This window comes from Paeniglutamicibacter antarcticus, from assembly GCF_039544305.1.
Lineage (GTDB): Bacteria > Actinomycetota > Actinomycetes > Actinomycetales > Micrococcaceae > Paeniglutamicibacter > Paeniglutamicibacter antarcticus_C.
Genome location: NZ_BAABLK010000089.1, coordinates 1 through 21,308 on the forward strand (window position 1 = coordinate 1; position 21,308 = coordinate 21,308).

Here is a 21,308-nt window from a genome sequence, read left to right on the forward strand (position 1 = left end):
CAAAGCGCAACACCGGGTGTGTTGCAGCTCAGACCAGAGAATCACGTCCAGGGTGCCGGTTCCCTGTTCGTGGCGATGCAGTTCCACTTACGTGGACTGGCGGTTTCAAATACCGCTATTTAACACCAAGCTGGTATCGAACCAAAAGCAGCTACAGGAGGTCGTGACTGCGATGGCAGTCGGCCTCTTGGACGTGTTTGGTGTTGGCCCCGTATCAGCTGCTCAGATACTCGTTTCCTACTCGCATCATGGACGAGTCCGTTCGGAGGCTGCCTTTGCCTCATTGGCGGGCGTGAATCCGATTGCGGCATCCTCTGGAAACAAGACCCGACATCGTCTCAATCGTCACGGCGACAGGCAGCTCAACAAGGCGATTCATACGATTGCCGGGTGCAGAATGACGTTCGACGCAACAACCATCGCATGCGTTGAACGACGAACCTCCGAAGGCAAGACGCTTCGGGACATTCGCCTCTGCATCAAACGATTCATCGCCCGCCAACTGTTCAGGCAACTTCGAACCCTCTTGACTTAAGCCATAGAAGGGTCAACACGACTTGTTTGCAGCTGGTCTGGGACTGGCTGGCATAGTAGGTACTGGCTGTTCCGCCCGATGGTTGTGACTCAAACCCACGCTGGCTCAGCGTGGATACTTTTTCGGTGACTTGTCCAACTGTTGGGTGATCGGCTGGTACCTGCCTGGCCCACCTCGGTGACTTGATCAGAAGGTTGTCCGCCCCAGGGCGTGACTCGTCACAGTGTTGTTCCGAAGTGACCTCTACCCGGACTGGTACCGGCCGACAGCGGCCATGACCACATCCGTGAAGAGGAAAGTACGAATGACCGCAATGACCATTGCACCCATGCACATGCGTTTGTCGTCGGTGTCGACACCCACGCACGGAACCACGTTTACGCCATTATCGCCGCCACGACCGGCGAACGGGACGATACCAAGGATTTCCCCACCAGCAGCGCTGGCATCAACCGCGCCATTGCCTGGGTGGCACGTCGCACCGGCGCGGACCTCGCCGCTCTCTGGGTGATCGAAGGCGCAGCCTCCTACGGGGCCATCCTCGCCGGCGCCGTAGCCGCCGAGGGATACGAAGTCGTCGAGGCGGCGCGGATGGACGCACGGGCCCGCCATGGCGTCGGCAAATCCGACAAGCTCAATTCGCAGCGGATTGCCAGGGCTGTACTGCCGTTGGAGGACAAGCAATTGCGTCGCCCCCGTCTGAGTGAAGGCATTCGCGCGGCCCTGATGGTCCTGGTGGCGGCTCGTGAAGCCACGACCGGTGAGCGCACTCGGGCACTGAATGCGCTGACTTCGCTGGTGCGCGTCAACGAGCTTGGTCTGGACGCCCTCATGGCACTGACCGGCGCAGATTACCGAGGTGTCCCGGTTGCGTGCCCGGGACGAGGAGTTGGCGCTCGCGGCGGCCCGTGCCGAAGCCGTCCGCTTGGCAAAACGATCCGATGAGCTCGACAAGGATTTGAGTAGCAATAACAAACAGATCACCGAGCTGGTCAAGGTCAGTGAGGCCGCGCCGCTCCTGGATATAACGGGCTTCGCTGCCATTGCGGCTGCCACGTGCCTGACCGTGTGGTCCCACCAGGGGCGTGTTCATTCGGAAGCCGCGTACGCGTCCCTCGCCGGCGTGAATCCAATCCCGGCGTCATCAGGCAATACCGTCCGGCATCGACTCAATCGCGGCGGCGACAGGAGCCTCGACAGGGCGCTGCATTTGGTCTCCATCTCGCGGATGACCCACGACGAGGAAACCTGCAAATATGTGCGCAAGAGGGAGGCGGATGGACTCACCACCAAGGAAATCCTGCGATGCATCAAGCGTTATCTTGCTCGGCGCGTCTACCGCATTTTCAATGCCCAACGCGAGGTCCCGAGTAACGCTTGACAGACATAGGAAGGGTCACCTAAAGAAATGGCGGTAACAAATCTGCGCCTACCTTGCTACTCAGGGATCCTCCAACGGTCCCACCGAAGCCATCAAGGGCGTCATCGAAACCACCCGACGCATTGTCCGCGGATTCCGCGACTTCGAGAACTACCGCATCCGCTCCCTGCTCGCAGCCGGTGGCCCCGATACTGCCGGGCTTAGGCCGATCTCACAACGCCAGAATCCGAAGAGCCGGGTTAGCCGGTGGCTTGTCTGTACTCGAACTCAATGATTGCTTTCAGGGCAGGCAACAAATCATCGACCATCCGGTCATACACCGCGTCGCTCTGGCGATAAGGGTCCATGACATCGAGTTGCCCTTCCGCCTTCACGCGAGCCCCGTGCCGCACAAGAGGGGCTGCCTTGAGCAAAGCTGCCCAGCGCATCTCCACCACAGCAGGTTCACTTCCAGTGGGAAGTGAACCTGCTGGCAGCGCCGCAACTTCGTCCAGCACCGCGGCGAATTCGCGAATCGTGTAGGTACGCTTGAGCAGTCGGGGATTCATCGCAACGATTCTGTTCCGGTGTTCGTCGGACAGGGCGAGTACCAGATCGATATAGCTGAGGATGGTTTCGTCAAGCTGCCGGGCAACGAAGTCGTCGCTGGCTACACCGATTTCACCCAGCCTCATCGAGGAACGCTCGTCCATGCCGTGTCCTACCAGCGCGTGGGTGCCGGCGCTACGAAGCGTGAATGATCCTGGGGAGATGCGGTCCAGTTCGCTTTGGAGATACAGCTCGGCAAAAGGGGAACGACAAATGTTGCCGGTGCATACTGTGAGGATCCTGATCATGACTTGATCATAGCCAAGCCATCAAACAACATTAGCAACGCAAAGGATGACCCTCGACAGCAACCGGATGCTGTCAGCAGGCTCATGGGCCTGGGCGATTCCGCGCTTTCTCGGATTAGCGGGCTCGGCGTTCGTCAGGTTCGAGTGAACTCTGTCGAAGCTAGGGAGAACTTCGAGCTAGGATTGTCATAAACCCACCTCAGAGCCTTATCGACTGCGCGCAATTTTAACGGGAGCACCATCAGTGGAACAACTTGAAGAGAACGTGGCTGACGGGCCAGATTTACGGCAGTACCTGCGGGTGTTGCGCACCTTTTGGCGGAGCATCTGCAGCATTGTCCTGATCGCTGTCCTGTGCGCGTTTGGCTGGTCGCTCACGCAGCAACCGCTGTATGCTGCGTCGGCGTCGGGCCTGGTCATTGCCAACGGAGCGGATACCGCGGCGCTGGCGCTTTCGGGGGACAGCCTGGCCAAGTCGCGTGCCATTAGCTACAAGAGCATTGCAGCTACCCGCACGGTAGCGCAGCGCGTCCGTGAAGACCTGAAGCTCGATACCAGCGCCGATGCACTTCTCGGCCAGCTCAATGTCGAGCTGCCCACGGGCACGGCCGAAGTACGCCTGAGTATTACTGGTCCAGATCCGGTCGTCGCGCAGAAGACCGCCAACGCGTGGGTAACCGCCCTCGCTGCGCAAGTCACTGACATCGAATCCGGCTTTGCCACCAAATCATCAAAGGACGAAACCATCGTCCAATTCGTTCCGTTGGTGGAGGCCGAGGTTCCGACGTCCCCGGCGTCACCAAACACCAAGCTTGCCGTTGCGCTGGGGGCTATCATTGGGCTGGCCCTCGGCATCGGTTACGCACTGCTCCGGCAGCACCTGGATCGTCGGGTTCGCTCCGTGGAAGACTTGGAAAAGCTGGGTACGACGGTCATCGGTAGCATTCCGCTGGACCCGCGTCTGGTGAACAACCGCACGACGGTCGAGACCGGCGCCCTGGATCACGACGACCGAGCCTCGCACCCCTACTCGGAAGCACTGCGCGAGCTGCGCACCAACCTCACGTACGTCGACGTTGACAGGCCCGCACGGGTTATCCTCGTGACGTCCTCGGTGCCAGGGGAAGGCAAGTCATCCGTGGCGGCGAACCTAGCAGTGGCCGTTGCGTCCACAGGACGACCCACGATCCTGATTGACGCCGACTTGCGACGGCCCGTGATCACCGACGTCTTCGGCCTCCCTGGCGGGGCGGGGATCACCGATGTTCTCAGCCAGCATGCGAGCCTAGATGACGTCTTGCAGCCCTATGGCCCCATTCCCTCGTTGTCGATCCTCGCAGCGGGACGCATCCCACCGAACCCCTCGGAACTCCTGGGTTCCCAAGCGATGCTTTCCCTCCTTGAAGATATGAGCCGCGACGCCTTGGTTCTCATTGACGCGCCCCCGCTGCTCCCGGTGACGGACGCGGCCGTGTTGAGCAACTTTGTGGACGGTGTACTCGTGGTGGTGAAGGCTGATTCGACCTCCACCGAGGAGGTTGCCAAATCATTGAGCAATCTTCACAAGGTCGGGGCACGGGTCTTGGGATTCGTGCTGAACCAAGTACCAACCAAGGGCGCTGCGGCGGCGAACTACGGCTACTACGGCCAGTACTACTATGCTTCCGAGACACCTGCCAAGGGCAAGCCGAAAAAAACCAAGACCAGCCGTCGGTTGAACGAGGCGGTTCCGGTTCAGGCGCCGACGCGCCCTGTAGATGACCAACGGTTGAACCAGGACTACGGAAATGTTAGTGGCACCCTAACCACCCCGATTCCGATGGATGCGGAATTTGACGAGGTCTTGACCACCCGGGCCGGGATGCGTCATCTAAGGCAATAACGATCGCAAGTGCAACCACCTGTATCGAGCCAATGGGGTTGGATAGAGGTGGTTTCTTTGTATAAGCCGGTGGCTCTCAAACCTCCGTATATTCACGGCGACCGATCTCGCCGGACCGACGTCGCAAGCTACGCGGAACTTCTTGGGTCCAGTGAAGCACGATAACGTTAGTTACTCACCTTGCAGGTTCTGTGTTTCCGGTGGGCGAACAGAGTGCGCCGAGCGCGTAAAAGACCCCTTCGTTAGCACTCGCCTTGACCGAGTGCTAACGAATTGCCTAGAGTCAGTGGTGGCACACGTTGATTCCAACAAGTGCCGAAAGCCTGAGGTACACCAGCTGGCACCGCGACGACGGTTGGTATAGCCACAACGGCCCGTAAACCATTGGTAACTCACGCAAAGGAGAGACGATGTCTGTCTCCATTAAGCCTCTCGAGGATCGCATTGTCGTCCAGCCGCTCGAAGCAGAAACCACCACTGCTTCCGGACTGGTCATCCCGGATTCCGCTAAGGAAAAGCCGCAGGAAGGCAAGGTCGTAGCAGTAGGACCGGGCCGCATCGATGACAACGGCAACCGCGTTCCGGTAGACGTAGCCGAAGGCGACGTCGTGATCTACTCCAAGTACGGCGGAACCGAAGTCAAGGTCGGCGGCGAAGAGTACCTGGTGCTCTCGGCGCGCGATGTCCTGGCCATCGTCGTAAAGTAGTTTTTTCTCATAAAGCCCCGGCCCCTGGTCGGGGCTTTATGTAGCTTATAAGGAGTAGGACATGGCAAAACAGCTAGCGTTTAACGAAGAGGCGCGACGCGCCCTCGAAGCGGGCATCGACAAGCTCGCAAACACCGTGAAGGTAACCCTCGGCCCGCGCGGCCGAAACGTGGTGCTCTCCAAGGCCTGGGGTGCACCGACGATCACCAACGACGGCGTCACCATCGCCCGTGAGATCGAACTTGAAGACAGCTACGAGAACCTTGGCGCACAGCTGGCCAAGGAAGTAGCCACCAAGACCAATGACGTGGCAGGGGACGGAACCACCACCGCCACCGTGCTCGCCCAGGCCTTCGTCAAGGAGGGCCTGCGCAACGTTGCCGCCGGCGCCGCTCCGGGTGACATCAAGCGTGGCATCGAGGTCGCCGTTGAGGCGGTCGCCGCACGCTTGGCCGAAAATGCCGTTCCGGTCGAGGGTCAGCAGGTAGCCAACGTTGCTGCCATCTCGGCCCAGGACGAGGAAATCGGCAAGTTGTTGGCCCAGGCCTTCGAAACGGTGGGCACCGACGGGGTCATCACCATCGAAGAGTCCTCTACCACGGCCACCGAGTTGGTCGTCACCGAGGGCATGCAGTTCGATAAGGGCTACCTGTCCCCGCAGTTCGTCACCGACCCCGAGCGCCAGGAGGCGATCCTCGAGGACGCACTGATCCTGGTCAACTCGGGCAAGATCTCCACTGTGGCCGAATTCCTGCCGCTGCTGGAGAAGGTACTGGCAGCAGGCAAGCCGCTGTTCATCATCTCCGAGGACACCGAAGGCGAAGCCCTCTCCACCCTCGTGGTGAACAAGATCCGTGGCACGCTCAGCGCCGTGGCAGTCAAGGCCCCGGGCTTCGGCGACCGCCGCAAGGCCATGCTGCAGGACATCGCGATCCTCACCGGTGCACAGGTTGTTTCCCCTGACCTGGGCCTGCAGCTGGACCAGGTAGGGCTCGAGGTGCTGGGATCGGCTCGCCGCATCACCGTCACCAAGGACGCCACCACCATCGTTGACGGTGCAGGCACCGCCGAGGACGTTGCGGACCGCGTCTCGCAGCTCAAGGCCGAACTGACCCGCACCGATTCCGAGTGGGACCGCGAGAAGCTCTCCGAGCGCCTTGCCAAGCTCTCGGGCGGCATCGGCGTGATCAAGGTCGGCGCAGCCACCGAGGTCGAGCTCAAGGAACGCAAGCACCGTATCGAAGATGCAGTTTCCTCCACCCGCGCGGCCCTCGAAGAGGGAATCGTTGCAGGTGGCGGTACCGCATTGGTTGACGCACTTGCGGTGCTTGACACCGATTCGGCCGTGCTCGCGCTGACCGGTGACGCTGTTGCCGGTGTTGGCATTGCACGCCGCGCACTGGTCCAGCCGTTGCGCTGGATCGCTCAGAACGCCGGGTTTGACGGCTACGTCGTCACCGCCAAGGTTACCGATTCACCGGCCAACGAGGGTTTCAACGCCCTGACCGGTGTGTACGAGAACCTGATCGAGGCCGGAGTCATCGACCCGGTCAAGGTCACCCGCTCGGCGCTGCGCAACGCGGCCTCGATCGCGGCCCTCGTGCTGACCACCGAAACCTTGGTTGCCGAGAAGCCCGAAGCGGAAGCCGGCTCGCACGCGGGCCATAGCCACTAAACAGGCTCAACGCAAAGCGGCAAGAACAGGCGCCGCCGGCATTTCGCCCTCCACTTCTTCTGAAGAGGTGAGCGGAACGCCGGCGGCGCTTGGCGTTGGATGGCAGTTGCAACATGCTTGCGTAACGAAACCATAACGGCGTTTGCTAAGCTTGTATCTCTTGGGCCTTAGTCACTGCGCCCTGATCAAGCAAGAATCCCAGGAAGTGCAGATGTCGATCCACTCGCCAGCCCCTGTCCTAGCGGCACGGGGCAAGCCAGCAGGCACCAAGCCTGTTTCCGGCTTCAGGCCCGAACTTCAGGGCCTGCGAGCCCTGGCGGTGGTGCTGGTGATGGTCTACCACGTCTGGTTTGGCCGGGTCTCCGGCGGCGTGGATGTCTTCTTGATGCTCTCGGCGTTCTTCCTCACCGGGGCCTTTATCCGCAAGGTTGAGACCGGGCGGCCGTTGGCACTGATCTCCTATTGGCTCAACGTCTTCCGCCGGCTGCTGCCCGCGGCCGTCCTGGTGCTGGTGGCGGTCATCGCGGCAAGCATTGCCTTCTTGCCCAAGGCGCGGTGGAGCTCGATCATGGAGCAAACCTCCGCCAGCCTTTTCTACCGGCAAAACTGGCAGCTGGCCGGGGAGTCCGTTGACTATTACGCCACCGACCACGCCACAGCCAGCCCACTTCAACACTTCTGGTCCCTGTCCATCCAGGGACAGATCTTCATCCTCTGGCCGCTGTTGCTGGCTGCCGGCGTAGTGCTCTTCAAGGTCCTGTCCACCAGGTTCCCTTCGCTGACCTACCGCGGCACCATGGGCATCCTGTTCGGCGCCGTCTTCATCGGCTCCCTGGCCTACTCGATCCACATCACGGCCACCGCGCAGGAATGGGCGTACTTCGACACCGGAGCCAGGCTCTGGGAATTTGCCCTCGGTTCCCTGGTCGCCGTCTTCCTGCCGTTGTTGCAAAAGTTGCCCGCCGCGCTGACCGTGCCGCTGGGATGGGTGGGATTGGCCGCCATCGTCTCCTGCGGCATGCTGCTGCAGGTCGAGCACCAGTTCCCCGGCTACTTGGCCCTGTGGCCCACCCTGGCCGCGGCGTTCATCCTCATGGCCCCGCCTAACAACTTCGGGGTCCAGCGCGTGCTGGCACTGGGTCCGTTGGTGAAACTGGGGGACATCTCCTACGCGCTGTACCTTTGGCACTGGCCGGTGATGATCTTCTTCCTGGTGGAAACCGGCGGCGAGTCCATCTCCTTTGGAACCGGCCTGGGATTGATGCTGCTCTCCCTGCTCCTGGCCTGGGCCACCACCAAGATCGTCGAGTCCCCGATGCGTTCCTGGAAATGGCTCTCTGCCAAGCGCCGCCGCGTGGGGCTGAGCATCGCCGTGCTGCTCGCACTGGTTCTGGTTCCCCTGGGCGGATGGGAGCACCGGGTCTCCGCGGAGGAAACCCGGGCGGCTTCGCAGGCCGGGATCGATAATCCCGGAGCCGCGATCCTTGACCCTTCCTTCGGCCACGTGCCCGATGCCGCGGCCCTCCCGATCCCGCTGACCAGCAAGCTCGATGACGAGTGGTCAAACTTTGGCGAGGACTGTGCCGGTCCCTGGGCCCCGAGATCCGGCGCCATCGAATACTGCCAGCAGGGCGGGAACCCGGAAGCGGAAAAGACCATTGTGTTGCTGGGGGATTCACACGCCCAGCACTGGAGCGGTGCCGTTGATGTGATGGCGGAGAAACAGGATTGGCAGTGGATCCTGCTCACGCGTCCCTCCTGCCGTTTCGGCGGGCCTTCGGAGACCCGCGGCGATGCCTGCGGGGACTTCAACCTCGCAGCCGGGGCGTACGTGCTTGAGCACGACCCCGACGCAGTATTCACCATCGGCACCTTCACCATGCTCGGTGAGGACGAAGACGGACGTACCGCCGCGGAGCAGGAGCAAATCGTGCCGGACTACCGCGCAGGGATCCAGCCGATGCTCGACGCCGGAATCCCCGTGGTGGCGATGCGCGACACCCCGCGATTCACCAACCCCGCACCGGAGTGCGTTGACCGGTTCGGTGCGGACGCCTCAGCTTGCAGCAAGCCCGTGTCAAAGCTAATTGCCAAGGTCTCTCCGCTTGAGCCAATCGTCAAGAGCGGTGAATGGGGAGAGAACTTCTCCACCATGGACATGACCGACCAGCTCTGCCCGGAAGGGACCTGTAGCCCGATCGTAGGCAACGTACTGATCTACATGGACCAGTCCCACCTCACCAGCACCTACGTGCGCAGCACCGCCGAGGTGTTCGAGGAACGCTTCTTCACGGCTCTTGGCTGGGAGAAATAACCACCACCGTGCACACGCCGCAATCGTGATGGTGCCGTGCTTCCATCCTCCATTTCTGCCGGATAGCCTCGATTCACGCTCTGCTGGGGGGAAACACGAGCGATGGGAAACCAGTCATGTGGAGAATCCGGCATGGAGAAGAACCAAAAAGTCGCAGCCCAGTCCCGACCAGCGATGGAACAACGCTTTTCCCTGAACAGGCGTGAATTCCTGACTGCGACTGCGGTGGCAGTGAGCACCGCAGCGCTGATGCCATTGCTGGGTCCGCCTTCACCGGCTAATGCCGCGGCCGTGGCAGGGCGGGTTTATACGGTCGCTGGCAGAAACACCGGCGTCAACGCTCTCACCCCGCGCACCGAATTCCGCGGCATGTGGATCGCCAGTGTGCTCAACGTCGATTGGCCTTCCAAGGCCGGTTTGTCCGTGGCCGCGCAAAAGGCGGAACTTGTCTCATTGCTGGACCTTGCCGTGAAGCGCAAGCTCAACACGGTGATGCTGCAGGTACGTCCCGCAGCGGACAGGATGTGGATTTCCACCTTGGGGGAGCCTTGGTCGCAGTACCTGACGGGCACCCAGGGCAAGGACCCCGGCTATGACCCGCTGGCATATGCGGTCACCGAAGCGCACCGGCGGGCGTTGGCCCTGCATGCGTGGGTCAACCCCTTCCGGGTTTCCACCGGCGCATCGCTGAGCGCCCTGGTTGCAACCCATCCTGCCCGAAAGAACCTGACGTGGTCTTTCGCCTACGGTGGCAAGCGTTATTACGACCCGGGAATCCCGGCGGTGCGTAGCTACATTACTTCCGTCGTCAAGGACCTGGTCAGCCGATACGACATCGACGGCCTGCACTTCGATGACTACTTCTACCCTTATCCGGTCGCGGGGGCATCGATTCCCGACTCGGCGGCCTGGGCCGCGTACAAGGGAAGCTACACGTCGGTTGCTTCGTGGCGGCGGAACAATGTCAACGTGTTCATCCGGGATATGCAAAAAGCAATTCGAGCCGCCAAACCGCGGGTGGCTTTCGGGATCTCGCCATTCGGCATCTGGCGCAACAACACTTCATCGAGTCTCGGATCAGCGACGGCAGGCCTTGAGGCCTACTCGGCGTTGTATGCCGATTCCCGGGGATGGGTGAAGAATGGTTGGGTGGACTACGTCGTGCCGCAGTTGTACTGGTACCAGGGGTACAGCCCCGCAAACTACAACGTGCTGGTTGACTGGTGGGCCAAGCAGGTCTTGGGCAACTCGGTGAAGCTATGGATCGGGGAGGCCGCCTACAGGGTCGGCAGCGGTGGTGCCTGGAACGATAAAAACGAGTTGCGCGACCATACGGCCAAGACCAGGAGCGTGGGGGTAGTGACCGGGCAGTCGTTCTACAACGCGACCGCGGTAAGGGCGAACACGCTCAATTCAATGGGAATCCTTTCCGCTGTCTACTATTCGCGTCCCAGCCTGCCGGTACCTATGCCCCACATGGTCTCAACGCGTCCGTACACCCCGGTGATCACTTCAGTCTTGCGGACATCTGCCGGAATGAAGCTCAGTTGGAAGTCCTCGAATTCCGGGGAAAGGAAGACGCTCATTGCCATCTGGCGGTGGACCTCCACCGGTTCGGTGATTCCCTACATCCAATCCACGGGCACCTACTTGGTCAAGCTGGTGCCACGTACCCAGTACTACCAGGCCTGGACGGATTCCAGCGCTGTGCCCGGCCAACGGTACTGGTACATGATCCAGTCGATCAGCCAGACAGGCATAGACTCCCTGCGCGCCACGGCAATCTTCGTCAAGGCATAAAAAGACCTTGTCCGCACCAAGCGGGTACGTGCATCCGGTCTCCGTAGTCAGCAAATGCCATGTTCCGTGGGAGGGAACCGCGCTGCCCCCATGGTCATTGCGCTGTTTGCCGTCAAGCCAACCGCAGTGCGTGGATTGGTTAAAGTGGCGGATTCTTGCCGGGTAAAACCACCAATTACGTGCCGGGGGAAAACCGCCCAACCCACTGCATATGACCTCCACGGAGTTCCCGCGCGTTCAATCCCGTTTGTTGCCTACCAACCCATATTCTGATGCTTTGGCCATGAAAGCGGTGGCCTTAGGAAGCCACCGGGGAACGTCGAACGAGTAGGCATAGCGGGGATGTTGGCAAGCCCCATGTTGACAGTACACGGGGATTTGGTCTTGGCTCCATTGCCTTCGTGGCGGGGTGCCACGGATATCTGTTCGTACCTCCTGGGGGACATATTTTCCCGCGCGGGGGAGCGGCCCTGGCCGGCCGAGAGATCTCGGCGCTCGCTCGTCTGCTGTATTGCGGGGGCCGTCGTCCCGAGGATCGGTGCCGGTATCTCACTGCCGTGGGTTTTGGCGATCAGCGCGATGAGCCTCTTGCCTCCACGCAAGGCGTGGAAAGCGCCGTGCTTCTCGAGGAAGATTTATCCTCCTGCAACACCGATTCCTCTTTCCCGGCAGGAAACCCCGTCACCGTGGTCCAGGACCCGGAGAATGCCCAATGCTACTTGGTGCTCAGCCCCGGGCAAGATTGGAGGGAAACGAGCAGCGAAGATATCTGGATCGGTTTCATCCCCTGTTTGATATTTGCTAGTGCCACTTCTCCTGGTTGTGGCGCGCTGATGCTACATCCTCACCGAGACCCTCCTCGTTGGACGTCCAAGTTGCCGAACATGTGGAGTCCGCGACAGATTCTGCAGGGACAAAGTGGATTAATTTCGCCCAGGGGCATACGCGTTCCCGCGGCATAATCCTTGGGGACTTGGTCATCACACTAAACGCGACGTTTCTTATCCTGGGTTCCACCACCGGCCGGGAGTTGGCATATGCCCGGGGACCGGTGACGACCGAACCCGTGGTGGACACCGTGTTGCTCGACTTCGGCGGCAAAGACATGAGCCCCACGACGTGATTAGGCCCTAACGAAAACAAGCTTGCCTACGGGCTCCGCGGGAAATTCTTTCACGAGGTCGGGGAAGACATCCGGGTGGTAGAGGACCCCCGGTGGCCCGGACGTTCGATTCCGGTGGAGATCCCCGAGGCCAGGGCGCTCTGGGGTTTCTTTTCGGACAATGGCGGATTGAATATCGGATGGGCAGCAAGCACCGGATTCTTGGTGTTGCTGCTGGTTCCGCAGGAGCTTGATGCGTTGGGCAAACCCATCTGCGGTACTTGCCGTCGTGGCAGGAACACGGGACGTCACCGAACTTCTCAGGATCCCTAGCCAGACCAAAGGAAGGGCCCGGTACACCGCTGGTTTGACTGCTCCAATCCAAGGAGAAACGCCTTTGTGGGCCACGTTCCACCAAACGCGTCCCATGGTGGCTCCGTGCCTCAGCAGGCCAAACGTTGACGCTCCCACGCGGCCCCATCGCGGACATAGCGAAGACGGTGATGGTCACGGCCAGGATCACCCTGCCAGAATTCCACTGAGCTCGGCACCACGGTCCATACCGACCACAGCGGGGACACCAGAGTGTCATCGTTCTGCACGGCCGCCTCGGCGCGCGTGATGGCCGCAATCCGGTCTGCACCATCGGTAAGAATCGAGCTTTGCTGCCCGGTCAAGGCAATCGCCCGGGCCAGCGGGTGGCGCGCACGGAAATCCGCTGCCGACTCGGCCGCGGACGCTCGATGAGCGACACCGCGGACGCGGATCGAGCGGGCGACAGGACTCCAGAACAGGGTGAGTGCACAATTCGGGTTGCCCAGCAATTGTTGTGCCTTGGCCGATTCGTCACTCGTCGCGAACTTGAAGTTGCCCACGGCGCTCACGTCCTTGAGGATCACCATGCGTGCATCGGGGGCACCGCGCTCATCGACGGTTGAGAGCGTCGTTGCGTGTGCTTCGGGTACTCCTTGGGTCAATGCATGGCGGAACCATTCCATGAACAGTTCGTGCGGTGTCTGGGGCACCGATTCCCAATCGACGTCGGGAGCCTGTCCGGCAACGGAGGGAACTGCCCTGAGCTCTTCACGAAATGTCTGCATGCTCCCATTGTCCATGGGAAGAAAAAACGTGGAAGGCAGCAACACTCAGCACACGGTGGGCGGTCTCCCGCAAACCCGCCAGGAACACCCGGCAGTCGCACATCGGTTTCCCCGTGGCCTTGCGTCGGTCGCGCTCGCCGGAAGCCACGACTCCGTGGTCCACGCCGCCCAATGACGTCGCGTTGGACACAGATGGTAGGGGGGAATGTCGCTGGGCGGCGAAGCGTTCTAGGATGGAACCAATCCCCGCACCGTCGTGAAAGGTCTCCCGTGACTGAATTCAATCCCTTTGCCTTCGAAGGCCTCACCTACGATGATGTCTTGCTGCTCCCGGGTCCCACGGACGTGATCCCATCCGACGCCGACACGACCACCCGCCTGACCCGTCGGATCAACATCAACATCCCGCTGATTTCGGCCGCGATGGATACCGTCACCGAGGCACCGATGGCCATCGCGCTGGCCCGCCAGGGCGGTATCGGCATCATCCACCGCAACCTCTCGATCGATGACCAAGCCAACCAGGTTGACCAGGTCAAGCGCAGCGAATCGGGCATGATCACCAACCCGGTGACGGTGAACCCCGGGGCGACACTGGCCGACTGGGACGATTTGTGCGCACACTACCGCGTTTCGGGACTTCCGGTGGTTGACGAGAAGTCCAAGCTTCTGGGCATCATCACCAATCGCGACACCCGCTTTGTGCCGCGCGAGACCTTCATGACCACCAAGGTCTACGAGGTGATGACGCCGATGCCGCTGATCACCGCCAAGGTAGGGGTCTCCCGCGAAGAAGTCATCGCGCTGCTGGGCAAGCACCGCATCGAGAAGCTGCCGCTGGTCGATGACAACGGCATCCTCGAGGGCCTGATCACGGTCAAGGACTTCGACAAGGCGGAGCAATACCCGTTGGCCACCAAGGACGACGAGGGACGGCTGCGCGTGGGGGCGGCAGTGGGCTTCTTCGGCGAAGGCTACGACCGCGCCATGGCGCTGATCGAGACCGGCGTCGACGTATTGGTCGTCGACACCGCCAACGGCCACTCCCAGGGCGTGCTGGATATGATTGCGCGCCTGAAGAAGGACCCGGCTGCCGCACACGTGGATGTCATCGGCGGCCAGGCGGCAACCCGCGAGGGAGCACAGGCACTGATTGACGCCGGCGCGGACGCCATCAAGGTCGGCGTTGGCCCGGGCTCCATCTGCACCACCCGCATCGTCGCCGGCGTCGGTGTCCCGCAGGTCACTGCCATCTACGAATCGGCCAAGGCAGCCATCCCCGCCGGGGTCCCGCTGATCGCCGACGGAGGCCTGCAGCACTCGGGCGACATCGGCAAGGCACTGGTTGCCGGCGCTGACTCGGTCATGCTCGGTTCCCTGCTGGCCGGCACCGCCGAGTCCCCGGGTGACCTTGTATTCATGAACGGCAAGCAGTTCAAGGCCTATCGCGGCATGGGGTCCATCGGTGCGATGGAAACCCGCGGCAAGAACACCTCGTATTCCAAGGACCGCTACTTCCAGTCGGATGTGCCCTCCAACGAGAAGCTCATCCCCGAGGGCATCGAGGGCCAGGTCCCGTACCGCGGTCCGCTCTCGGCAGTGGCACACCAGCTGGTCGGCGGTCTGCGCCAGACGATGTTCTACGTCGGCGGGCGAACCATCCCGGATTTGAAGGAACGCGGCAAGTTCGTGCGCATCACCGCTGCGGGTCTGAAGGAATCACACCCGCACGACATCATGATGACCGTGGAGGCACCGAACTACCGTTCACGCTAAAAATAGACCGAATTCGGACTAGTTGCTTTCAAGGCATTGGTTGCTTCCCATTCCCGGGGGGAGAACCAATGCCTTGGATCGTTAACCCGGTATGTGCCTGGGGGGCTGTACCGGGTTCGAAGACGCTTTGACCTGACCCCAAGTAAACTTTGCGTGGCAGCTATCTTGGTTCTTTGACCTCATGGAATACAAGGAAATTTTCTGCTGTTCCAGACTCCGGAAGGGATAAATGTGGGCGAAGACCTCAACTGCTCAACGAATGACTGCAGTTTGCCTGTACCCAGGAGGGAACGTCACGGCATAGCTCGGGCGCTACGATACGGTGTGGCTTTGGTTGCAGGAACCAGCGTCATTGCCTTGTGCCTCATGACGCTCTTCATCTTGAATCCGGAACTGGATGATCCAACCACCACCCGGGCGGACGCATTGGTCGTGTTGGCCAGCGCGCCCGAGCGGTTTCAGGAGGCCGAAAGGATCATGGGCATGGGATTGATACCCACTGTCGTGTACTCCGTGGTTCCCCGCGCCAGGATAAATACCGCCAGTGAGTGCCAGCCTCGAAGTACTTACAGGGTTCTTTGCATTTCACCCGACCCCGTCACGACCCAAGGCGAAGCCATCGCCCTGGGAGATCTTGCCAGGCAAGAAGGATGGGACTCTGTAGCCGTTCTGACTTTTGATGCCCACGTGACTCGATCGAAAGTCCATGTAACCCGCTGCTTTCCCGGTGAGGTGAAGATGATGGCGATGGATAGGCCAGTGGCGCCAAGACTACGTTTCAGGGAAGTCACCCATGAATTGGCTGGCCTCATGAAGGCCTCTGCAGGCTGGGGTTGTTCGGACATGCTTCCCGATTGGACGCAACGTCCTATCGATATCCTGAAATCGACGCCGTAAGAAGAATCCCGGCAAAAGGCTGCTGAGTCGTTGTTAACAAGCTCTGGAGAACGTCTGCGCTCATGGCGTTGGTATATCACGTCCGCGTCTGAACATTCGCCGAAGCACTCGGTACCGTTCTCGGGCGTCCACAGGCGATTCTGATTGGCAATCCGGGCAATGTTGCCCTTGCCCTAATCTGGAATGCCACGAAGTCTGAAGCTTGCCACCCGGCACTGGAGCAGAAGTGTGTCCATGCTTGTTGCTACCACGGTGTTTTGTGTAAGCTCATTTGGGTCGTCCCTAGCCAATCGTTAGATTGAGGGGCGATCCCGCAGAAACCCGTCAGACCCCAAGCTGACGGTTTCTTTGATGGAGAAGGGAATATCCGCCCCCAAGCGATGTTCCCTTCAGGCGGGGCCCTGCCGTTCTGAGTGCGGGTCCCGCCCCTTTCATCCTTAGTGACCATATCCCGGGTCTTCCGCCCATGACAGCGAACCACTGCATCAAGGCATACCCTATTTTTACTCCCGGATACGCGAGAAAAATCCAGCAACTACTTGCTTGGCTCCTCGGTGTTCCACATAGCAGCAGGTGGGAAAGGCATGGAACGAATTTCGCCGAAGTCGGTACGCCACACGTTCTTTCGGAGATCCGATGTGCTTTGCTACCGTTTGCGCGGGTTGCAACTCTGCGCCCCAGCGCGGCACTGGCCTCGAGTACCGTGCCAATCAGGTACGACTGCCTCGGGGCGGTACACCGTTTGGTTGAAGGGCAAGGGACTGTGCCCACTTCCGCGAGCGGGTCATAGCGAAGATAGCGCCAGCTCCAGATCCCGAAGCATGGGCGGCCAAGCGCCGGAGTCGCTGCCTGCGGCGTCGCTGCCGGTGCCTGCGGCAATGATTCTCGTTGAACCAAAAGTATCCAGCTTCCCGCAGTAGCGTGCGCGGCAGCGGTAATATTTCAGCGTTATGCGCGCGAACGCAGCATCAGGGTGAAATCTGCTTCACCGACCGGACGATCGTATAAAAAACCCTGCCCATCGGTGAAACCGATCGCGAGGAGTTCCGCCGCCTGAGCGGTGGTTTCAATCCCCTCGACCACGCATTGAAGTTCACAGGCGTTGATCAATCCTGAGATTGCTGCGAGAAACCTTCGTTTTTTTGCATCGGAGGAAATGCCGTCAACTAACGACTTGTCGATCTTGACTCCGGCCACCGGCAATTGGGCAAGGTAGCCAATGGATGAGTATCCGATGCCAAAATCGTCAATATATACGTCAACACCCATGTTTTTCAGCGCGAGGAGTGCGTATTGATGCAGGCTGTCACCGGACATCAAGCGATTCTCGGTGATTTCCAGGGCAAGGACGGTGCCCGGAAGGTCGTGCTGGCGCAAAGCCTCGCGAATGAGATCCGGGAAACCCAGGCGATGCAATTCGCGTGAGGTGACGTTCAGATGGATCTTGAACTTTTCATCGACGAGTCCCAGCGAACGCCACCTGGCCAGATCATCGAGTGCGCGATACAACAAATGCTCCGTCAAATACCAGATCAAACCCGATTCTTCGGCCACTTCCAGGAACTCGCCCGGCCCGACCAGTCCATGTCCCTCGCGCTGCCACCTGACCAGGATCTCCGCTCCGTTGAGGGCTTCATCCTGCAATGAAACCAACGACTGGTAGTAGGGGATGAATTCGTTGTTTTTCAAGGCCGAATGGAGGTCGGTCACCATCGCAGCGCGTTGCATCCGCTCATGGAGCATATATGGCTCGAACTCGATAACACTCTCCGTGGCGGATCGCTTGGCAATGTACATGGCGGTGTCGGCTTCAAGAAGCACTTGCTGCTCCGTTGCATCGTCTATACGTAACCAGGTGAAGCCGAGGCTTGAGCTGGGGGAAAGGTGCACACCGTCGATTACCATGACCTCATTCATGGCCTGGACTATTCGCCGTGCCAAATCCATGGCCGTGTGTTTGTCGACATTGACCAACAAGGCAAATTCGTCGCCACCCAGTCGGGCAATGACATCAGCGGAGCGAACCGAGTCGCGGAGCCTTTCGGCAAGCCTTCGCAGGACCTGGTCACCCATGTCGTGGCCGTAGGTGTCATTGATGGACTTGAAGGAATCCAGATCCAGCAGCATCACCACGGGAGTTGTTTCATTGACCGCCATCGTGGAAATGGCGTTGTTGATCTCCCGGGTGAGGGCGGATCGGTTGGCCAGTTGGGTCAACGGGTCGGTGTAGGCGAGCGTCTCCATTTGGTCGCGGGCAAGTTCGAGCATGTGTGTTCGCTCCGCGACCCTGCGGTCCAACGTTTCATAGGTGTCCTGCAGCTCCGCGGCCATGGAGTTGATGCCCACCATGATCGCATCGATTTCGTCCCGTTGGGAGCTGGGCTTCAGGTCCGGGTTGAAATCCATGTCGGCAATGCGCAGTATGGCATCGACGATCTTCCCGAGCCGGGGGACATCCCCCGCAGATGGACCTGGTCGCATCATGGAAGGTAGAGGAAGTCCAGGGCTTGCTGGCGTTCCTCGACGTAGATACAGGAATTTTTCGAATCGAGCTTGCGCATGAAAAACCTTGCCAGTACGCGATCAGCCGGACCGAAGCCCAGCAACGCCACCCGCATGGTGGCGGTGATCTGGCCAAAGACCCGCGCCACATCGTTTTCCATGGAAGTAATCCCTGAAATGTCGATCAGTACGCGTCCGGCCCGGGTTTCGCATCGAGCGGAGAACTCATTGACGATGCCAAAGACCAAGGACGTGGAGAACCTCGTGTCCGGGTCCAGGACAATCTCCAGGATATCGTCGGTGAAATACGTCAATGCCGCATACGGGAGGGATGCGTTCCATTGCACGTGATGGGCAGAAGACGGGTGGGTGCCCGAAGGTGGTGCCGGTGCCGTGACGGGTATCGCCGGGTTTTCGAGGATCGCCATGGCGCTACTTCACCCCTACACGCTTGCGGCGGTCGTCCCCGCCGCGCAGGTCACGGTCCAAGCGTCGGTCGCCTTGGTACAACAAAGTTTGCCAGTCCGTGTTCCCGGGCGTGGCCACGGGGTACAGGGCGTGGACGGCCTTGGGTGCCTTGGGTGCGATGTAGAGCCAATTGAGCACACCGAGGAACATATCCACCACAGAGTTCTTGAACCCTATGTAGGCACGGATCGCATAAACCGCCAGGGTGGCATTCAAGGCCGCAAACGCCACGTTGCCCCAGTTTTTTTCCTGGTAGTCCCTCCACAGGGTCAGCAGGGAAAAGAGCACGATGGCGTAGGGGATGAAGACGTAAAGGCCAGGGGAAGCGGTCCTGTCACGTACCTTCGGGGTCCTGACAAAGGGGATCTTTTCCCCGGTGAACGCTTGTTCGATGGACTTCAGGACTCCGGCCATGTTCACCGGCAGCAAGATCAGGTTGAACCCGTAGATGCGGAAGATGTCGCTGAAGCGATGTCCGCAGGCGCGCAGGTCGTTTCCCATGGCGAGGAAGTACGGCAGCGCCGCGGCGAAGATCAGCGGGCTGAGCAGACGTCCGTCGTAGGGGTAGGCGAGCAGGAAGACCAACCCGATGCTTGCCCATGCGATTGATGCCATGTAATTGACCCGCAGCAGTACCTCGCGCAGCCCGATGCGATCGCGGCGGTGTTTCCGCTCACTGAGCTGGCGCCAGAATTTTGGAAGGATCAGCAAGCCGCCGTTTGCCCAACGACGCCGTTGGACCACCAAGGAACCGAAATCCGGGGGAGTGGCGCTGTAGCTGAGCCGTTCCGGGTAGTTGGACAAGCTCCAGCCGTGGGTGCCCAAGTCGATGCTGGACTCGGTATCCTCGATAACGGTCCGGTCCTGGATGTACGTGTGGATTTCGTATCCGCCGACGGTTTCGGTTTGGCGGATGTCCTCCAGCGCCTGCTTACGGATGATTGCATTCGCTCCGACCCAGAACGTGGCGTTGTAGTAGGTCATGCCTTGGTGCAAAATGTGCTGGATGTCGGTGGTCGCACCGGCAAGCCGCTCGATTCTCGTCGAGGCCCCCCGAAACGAGGAATACGGTGTCTGCGTGACCGCAACGCGTGAATTTTCCTCGGACTCCAGGTAATAGACCAAGCGCAGGCAATAATCGCGCAGCAGCAGCGAATCCGCGTCAAGGGTCAACAAATACTCCGAGTCGGGAACATCCAGGATCTCTGCACCTTCGGGGGCGGTGTCGCCGTCCAGGAACGGCCGCAATACCTGGGCCGCCCCGCGCTCATCAACAAGCCATTTCTGGCCCATCAGGGAAATGTAGGCGTTGAGGTTCATCGCCTTGTTCACCGCTTTGGAAAGATTTGCGTAGCGTTTGCGCTCAAAGGTCTTCATGTTCACACAGAAGATGCGTTGAAGGCGCAGAAGGAATTCCTCGAGACGCTCCAGATCGGGTGCTTGGTCCTGTGCTGCGGCTGCTGTGAGGCCAAGCAATGTCAGGCGCAGCTCCCGGGACAGGCCCATAAGCACCGAATCCACGAAGAACTCGTCGACGTGATCCTCGACGCGTTCGGCAGCAGCCATCTCTTCGATCCATTTCGGAGCAGCCTCGTAGGCGTCGATGACCAATGGCAGCAGTTGCGTCGAGGTGGCGCCACCGCTCCGCAGTCCCTCGAATGCTTCCAAGGCCGTGGTCGCCGCCTTCAGGGGAGCGGCCAGGGAATCCTGGATGTCGCTGGCCAACCTCCGGGTTCCGGCAAGCTGCTCCCGGACTTCGGGGTCCGTTGGATGGGGCTGGTCATCGACCAGCAGGACAACGGTCAGGTCATTGAATTCCTGGAGCGCAACGGACCACAGGGTTTTGCGGACCACGGCCGGCTCTTCGGCGTAGCTGGGCACCAGTGTGGTGATCGACTTGTCATAGGAGCGGAAATGCCGATCCAGCTCACCGCGGGGTACGCGGCTGTGTGCGGCAAACCGGTGGAGGGCGGCTTGCCGCGCAGTGAGGTACATCAAGGCGGAGAACGACAGGAACGTCACCACCGTGAGGTACATGACGGCCTCAAACTGGAAGCGGAAGCCTACATCCGGATTGTTGGCTAGTTGCCGCAGGATCGTCGATATCACGTACGAGATCCACGACAAGACCGTGAATACTATGCCGATGCGTCCCCACGCGATCTTTCGCCGCGATGGAGTCGGATGAACGATTGACAGTGGCTCCGAACGCTTCTCGGCCCCCCACTGTCTCTTTCGCGTGTCCGGGGCATGCCCCGGTGAACCACTGTCGTGCTTCTTCAAAATATTTGCCCCCCAGAGCAAAGAATGCCGCCGCTTTTGGCCGAGTTTGA

The 21,308-nt window shown here is 60.4% G+C and carries 14 protein-coding genes and 2 pseudogenes; 11 read left to right on the forward strand and 5 right to left on the reverse strand.

Translation table 11 applies throughout. The features are described 5' to 3' along the window. The first annotated feature begins 172 nt into the window (after window positions 1-172). From ABEA12_RS16430 to ABEA12_RS18760, 3 genes and pseudogenes are all read left to right on the forward strand, one after another. The gene (locus ABEA12_RS16430; RefSeq protein ID WP_425571797.1) at window positions 173-535 is read left to right on the forward strand and encodes a transposase; all 363 of its coding nucleotides are present in this window, start codon (window positions 173-175) and stop codon (window positions 533-535) included. Window positions 536-839: 304 nt separating this feature from the next. Further along, window positions 840-1,916 (forward strand): annotated as a pseudogene (locus ABEA12_RS16435) (IS110 family RNA-guided transposase). 40 nt (window positions 1,917-1,956) lie between these two features. Continuing rightward, window positions 1,957-2,190: pseudogene (locus ABEA12_RS18760) on the forward strand (transposase); the annotation flags it as partial. Here ABEA12_RS18760 and ABEA12_RS16445 read toward each other — a convergent pair. Further along, window positions 2,156-2,752 (reverse strand): arsenate-mycothiol transferase ArsC, encoded by a 597-nt coding sequence (locus tag ABEA12_RS16445; RefSeq protein ID WP_210100198.1) that lies wholly within the window; start codon window positions 2,750-2,752, stop codon window positions 2,156-2,158. The pseudogene ABEA12_RS18760 and the gene ABEA12_RS16445 sit on opposite strands and share 35 nt — an antisense overlap. A gap of 244 nt (window positions 2,753-2,996) precedes the next feature. On the opposite strand from ABEA12_RS16445, the gene ABEA12_RS16450 reads away from it, so the two are divergent. The 6 genes from ABEA12_RS16450 to ABEA12_RS16475 all read left to right on the forward strand — a co-directional run bounded on the left by ABEA12_RS16450 (window position 2,997) and on the right by ABEA12_RS16475 (window position 12,253). Next, window positions 2,997-4,634, forward strand: coding sequence for a tyrosine-protein kinase domain-containing protein (locus ABEA12_RS16450; protein WP_210100199.1), 1,638 nt, complete (start codon window positions 2,997-2,999; stop codon window positions 4,632-4,634). Between the two features lie 410 nt (window positions 4,635-5,044). Further along, complete coding sequence (gene groES / locus ABEA12_RS16455; RefSeq protein WP_210100200.1) at window positions 5,045-5,341, forward strand: co-chaperone GroES; 297 nt, start codon at window positions 5,045-5,047, stop codon at window positions 5,339-5,341. A 61-nt stretch (window positions 5,342-5,402) separates the two neighbouring features. Beyond that, complete coding sequence (gene groL, locus ABEA12_RS16460; RefSeq protein ID WP_210100201.1) at window positions 5,403-7,016, forward strand: chaperonin GroEL; 1,614 nt, start codon at window positions 5,403-5,405, stop codon at window positions 7,014-7,016. 211 nt (window positions 7,017-7,227) lie between these two features. Next, window positions 7,228-9,330 carry an acyltransferase family protein gene (locus ABEA12_RS16465; RefSeq protein WP_210100202.1) on the forward strand — a complete coding sequence of 701 codons (2,103 nt, stop codon included), beginning with the start codon at window positions 7,228-7,230 and terminating at the stop codon, window positions 9,328-9,330. 132 nt (window positions 9,331-9,462) lie between these two features. Next, on the forward strand, window positions 9,463-11,130 hold the full coding sequence (locus tag ABEA12_RS16470) for a glycoside hydrolase family 10-like protein (protein WP_210100203.1): 1,668 nt from the start codon (window positions 9,463-9,465) through the stop codon (window positions 11,128-11,130). Window positions 11,131-12,103: 973 nt separating this feature from the next. Next, on the forward strand, window positions 12,104-12,253 hold the full coding sequence (locus tag ABEA12_RS16475) for a hypothetical protein (RefSeq protein WP_210100204.1): 150 nt from the start codon (window positions 12,104-12,106) through the stop codon (window positions 12,251-12,253). 422 nt (window positions 12,254-12,675) lie between these two features. On the opposite strand, the gene ABEA12_RS16480 is transcribed toward ABEA12_RS16475, so the two are convergent. Next, window positions 12,676-13,332 carry a pyridoxine/pyridoxamine 5'-phosphate oxidase gene (locus ABEA12_RS16480; protein ID WP_210100205.1) on the reverse strand — a complete coding sequence of 219 codons (657 nt, stop codon included), beginning with the start codon at window positions 13,330-13,332 and terminating at the stop codon, window positions 12,676-12,678. 270 nt (window positions 13,333-13,602) lie between these two features. Here ABEA12_RS16480 and guaB point away from each other — a divergent pair, with 270 nt between their 5' ends. Together guaB and ABEA12_RS16490 are read left to right on the forward strand one after the other, a co-directional pair. Next, window positions 13,603-15,108, forward strand: coding sequence for an IMP dehydrogenase (gene guaB, locus ABEA12_RS16485; protein WP_210100206.1), 1,506 nt, complete (start codon window positions 13,603-13,605; stop codon window positions 15,106-15,108). A gap of 324 nt (window positions 15,109-15,432) precedes the next feature. Continuing rightward, window positions 15,433-16,005 carry a hypothetical protein gene (locus ABEA12_RS16490; protein ID WP_210100207.1) on the forward strand — a complete coding sequence of 191 codons (573 nt, stop codon included), beginning with the start codon at window positions 15,433-15,435 and terminating at the stop codon, window positions 16,003-16,005. Window positions 16,006-16,953: 948 nt separating this feature from the next. Here ABEA12_RS16490 and ABEA12_RS16495 read toward each other — a convergent pair. Genes ABEA12_RS16495 through ABEA12_RS16505 form a run of 3 tightly spaced genes read right to left on the reverse strand, consistent with a single transcriptional unit; the run spans window position 16,954 to window position 20,970 of the window. Next, window positions 16,954-18,489, reverse strand: coding sequence for a bifunctional diguanylate cyclase/phosphodiesterase (locus ABEA12_RS16495; RefSeq protein ID WP_210100208.1), 1,536 nt, complete (start codon window positions 18,487-18,489; stop codon window positions 16,954-16,956). Further along, window positions 18,486-18,935, reverse strand: a complete 450-nt coding sequence (locus tag ABEA12_RS16500) for a DUF7793 family protein (protein WP_210100209.1) — start codon at window positions 18,933-18,935, stop codon at window positions 18,486-18,488. Before ABEA12_RS16500 ends, ABEA12_RS16495 begins: the two co-directional genes overlap by 4 nt. Window positions 18,936-18,939: 4 nt before the next feature. Next, the gene (locus tag ABEA12_RS16505; RefSeq protein WP_345468996.1) at window positions 18,940-20,970 is read right to left on the reverse strand and encodes a glycosyltransferase family 2 protein; all 2,031 of its coding nucleotides are present in this window, start codon (window positions 20,968-20,970) and stop codon (window positions 18,940-18,942) included. Window positions 20,971-21,308: the final 338 nt, after the last annotated feature.

Bases quoted from the DNA above. Each gene is read 5' to 3' on its own strand.
- ABEA12_RS16430 (WP_425571797.1), top strand. From the start codon at position 173: ATGGCAGTCGGCCTCTTGGACGTGTTTGGTGTTGGCCCCGTATCAGCT.
- ABEA12_RS16445 (WP_210100198.1), bottom strand. From the start codon at position 2,752: ATGATCAGGATCCTCACAGTATGCACCGGCAACATTTGTCGTTCCCCT.
- groES (WP_210100200.1), top strand. From the start codon at position 5,045: ATGTCTGTCTCCATTAAGCCTCTCGAGGATCGCATTGTCGTCCAGCCG.
- groL (WP_210100201.1), top strand. From the start codon at position 5,403: ATGGCAAAACAGCTAGCGTTTAACGAAGAGGCGCGACGCGCCCTCGAA.
- ABEA12_RS16465 (WP_210100202.1), top strand. From the start codon at position 7,228: ATGTCGATCCACTCGCCAGCCCCTGTCCTAGCGGCACGGGGCAAGCCA.
- ABEA12_RS16470 (WP_210100203.1), top strand. From the start codon at position 9,463: ATGGAGAAGAACCAAAAAGTCGCAGCCCAGTCCCGACCAGCGATGGAA.
- ABEA12_RS16480 (WP_210100205.1), bottom strand. From the start codon at position 13,332: ATGCAGACATTTCGTGAAGAGCTCAGGGCAGTTCCCTCCGTTGCCGGA.
- ABEA12_RS16495 (WP_210100208.1), bottom strand. From the start codon at position 18,489: ATGATGCGACCAGGTCCATCTGCGGGGGATGTCCCCCGGCTCGGGAAG.
- ABEA12_RS16500 (WP_210100209.1), bottom strand. From the start codon at position 18,935: ATGGCGATCCTCGAAAACCCGGCGATACCCGTCACGGCACCGGCACCA.
- ABEA12_RS16505 (WP_345468996.1), bottom strand. From the start codon at position 20,970: ATGTACCTCACTGCGCGGCAAGCCGCCCTCCACCGGTTTGCCGCACAC.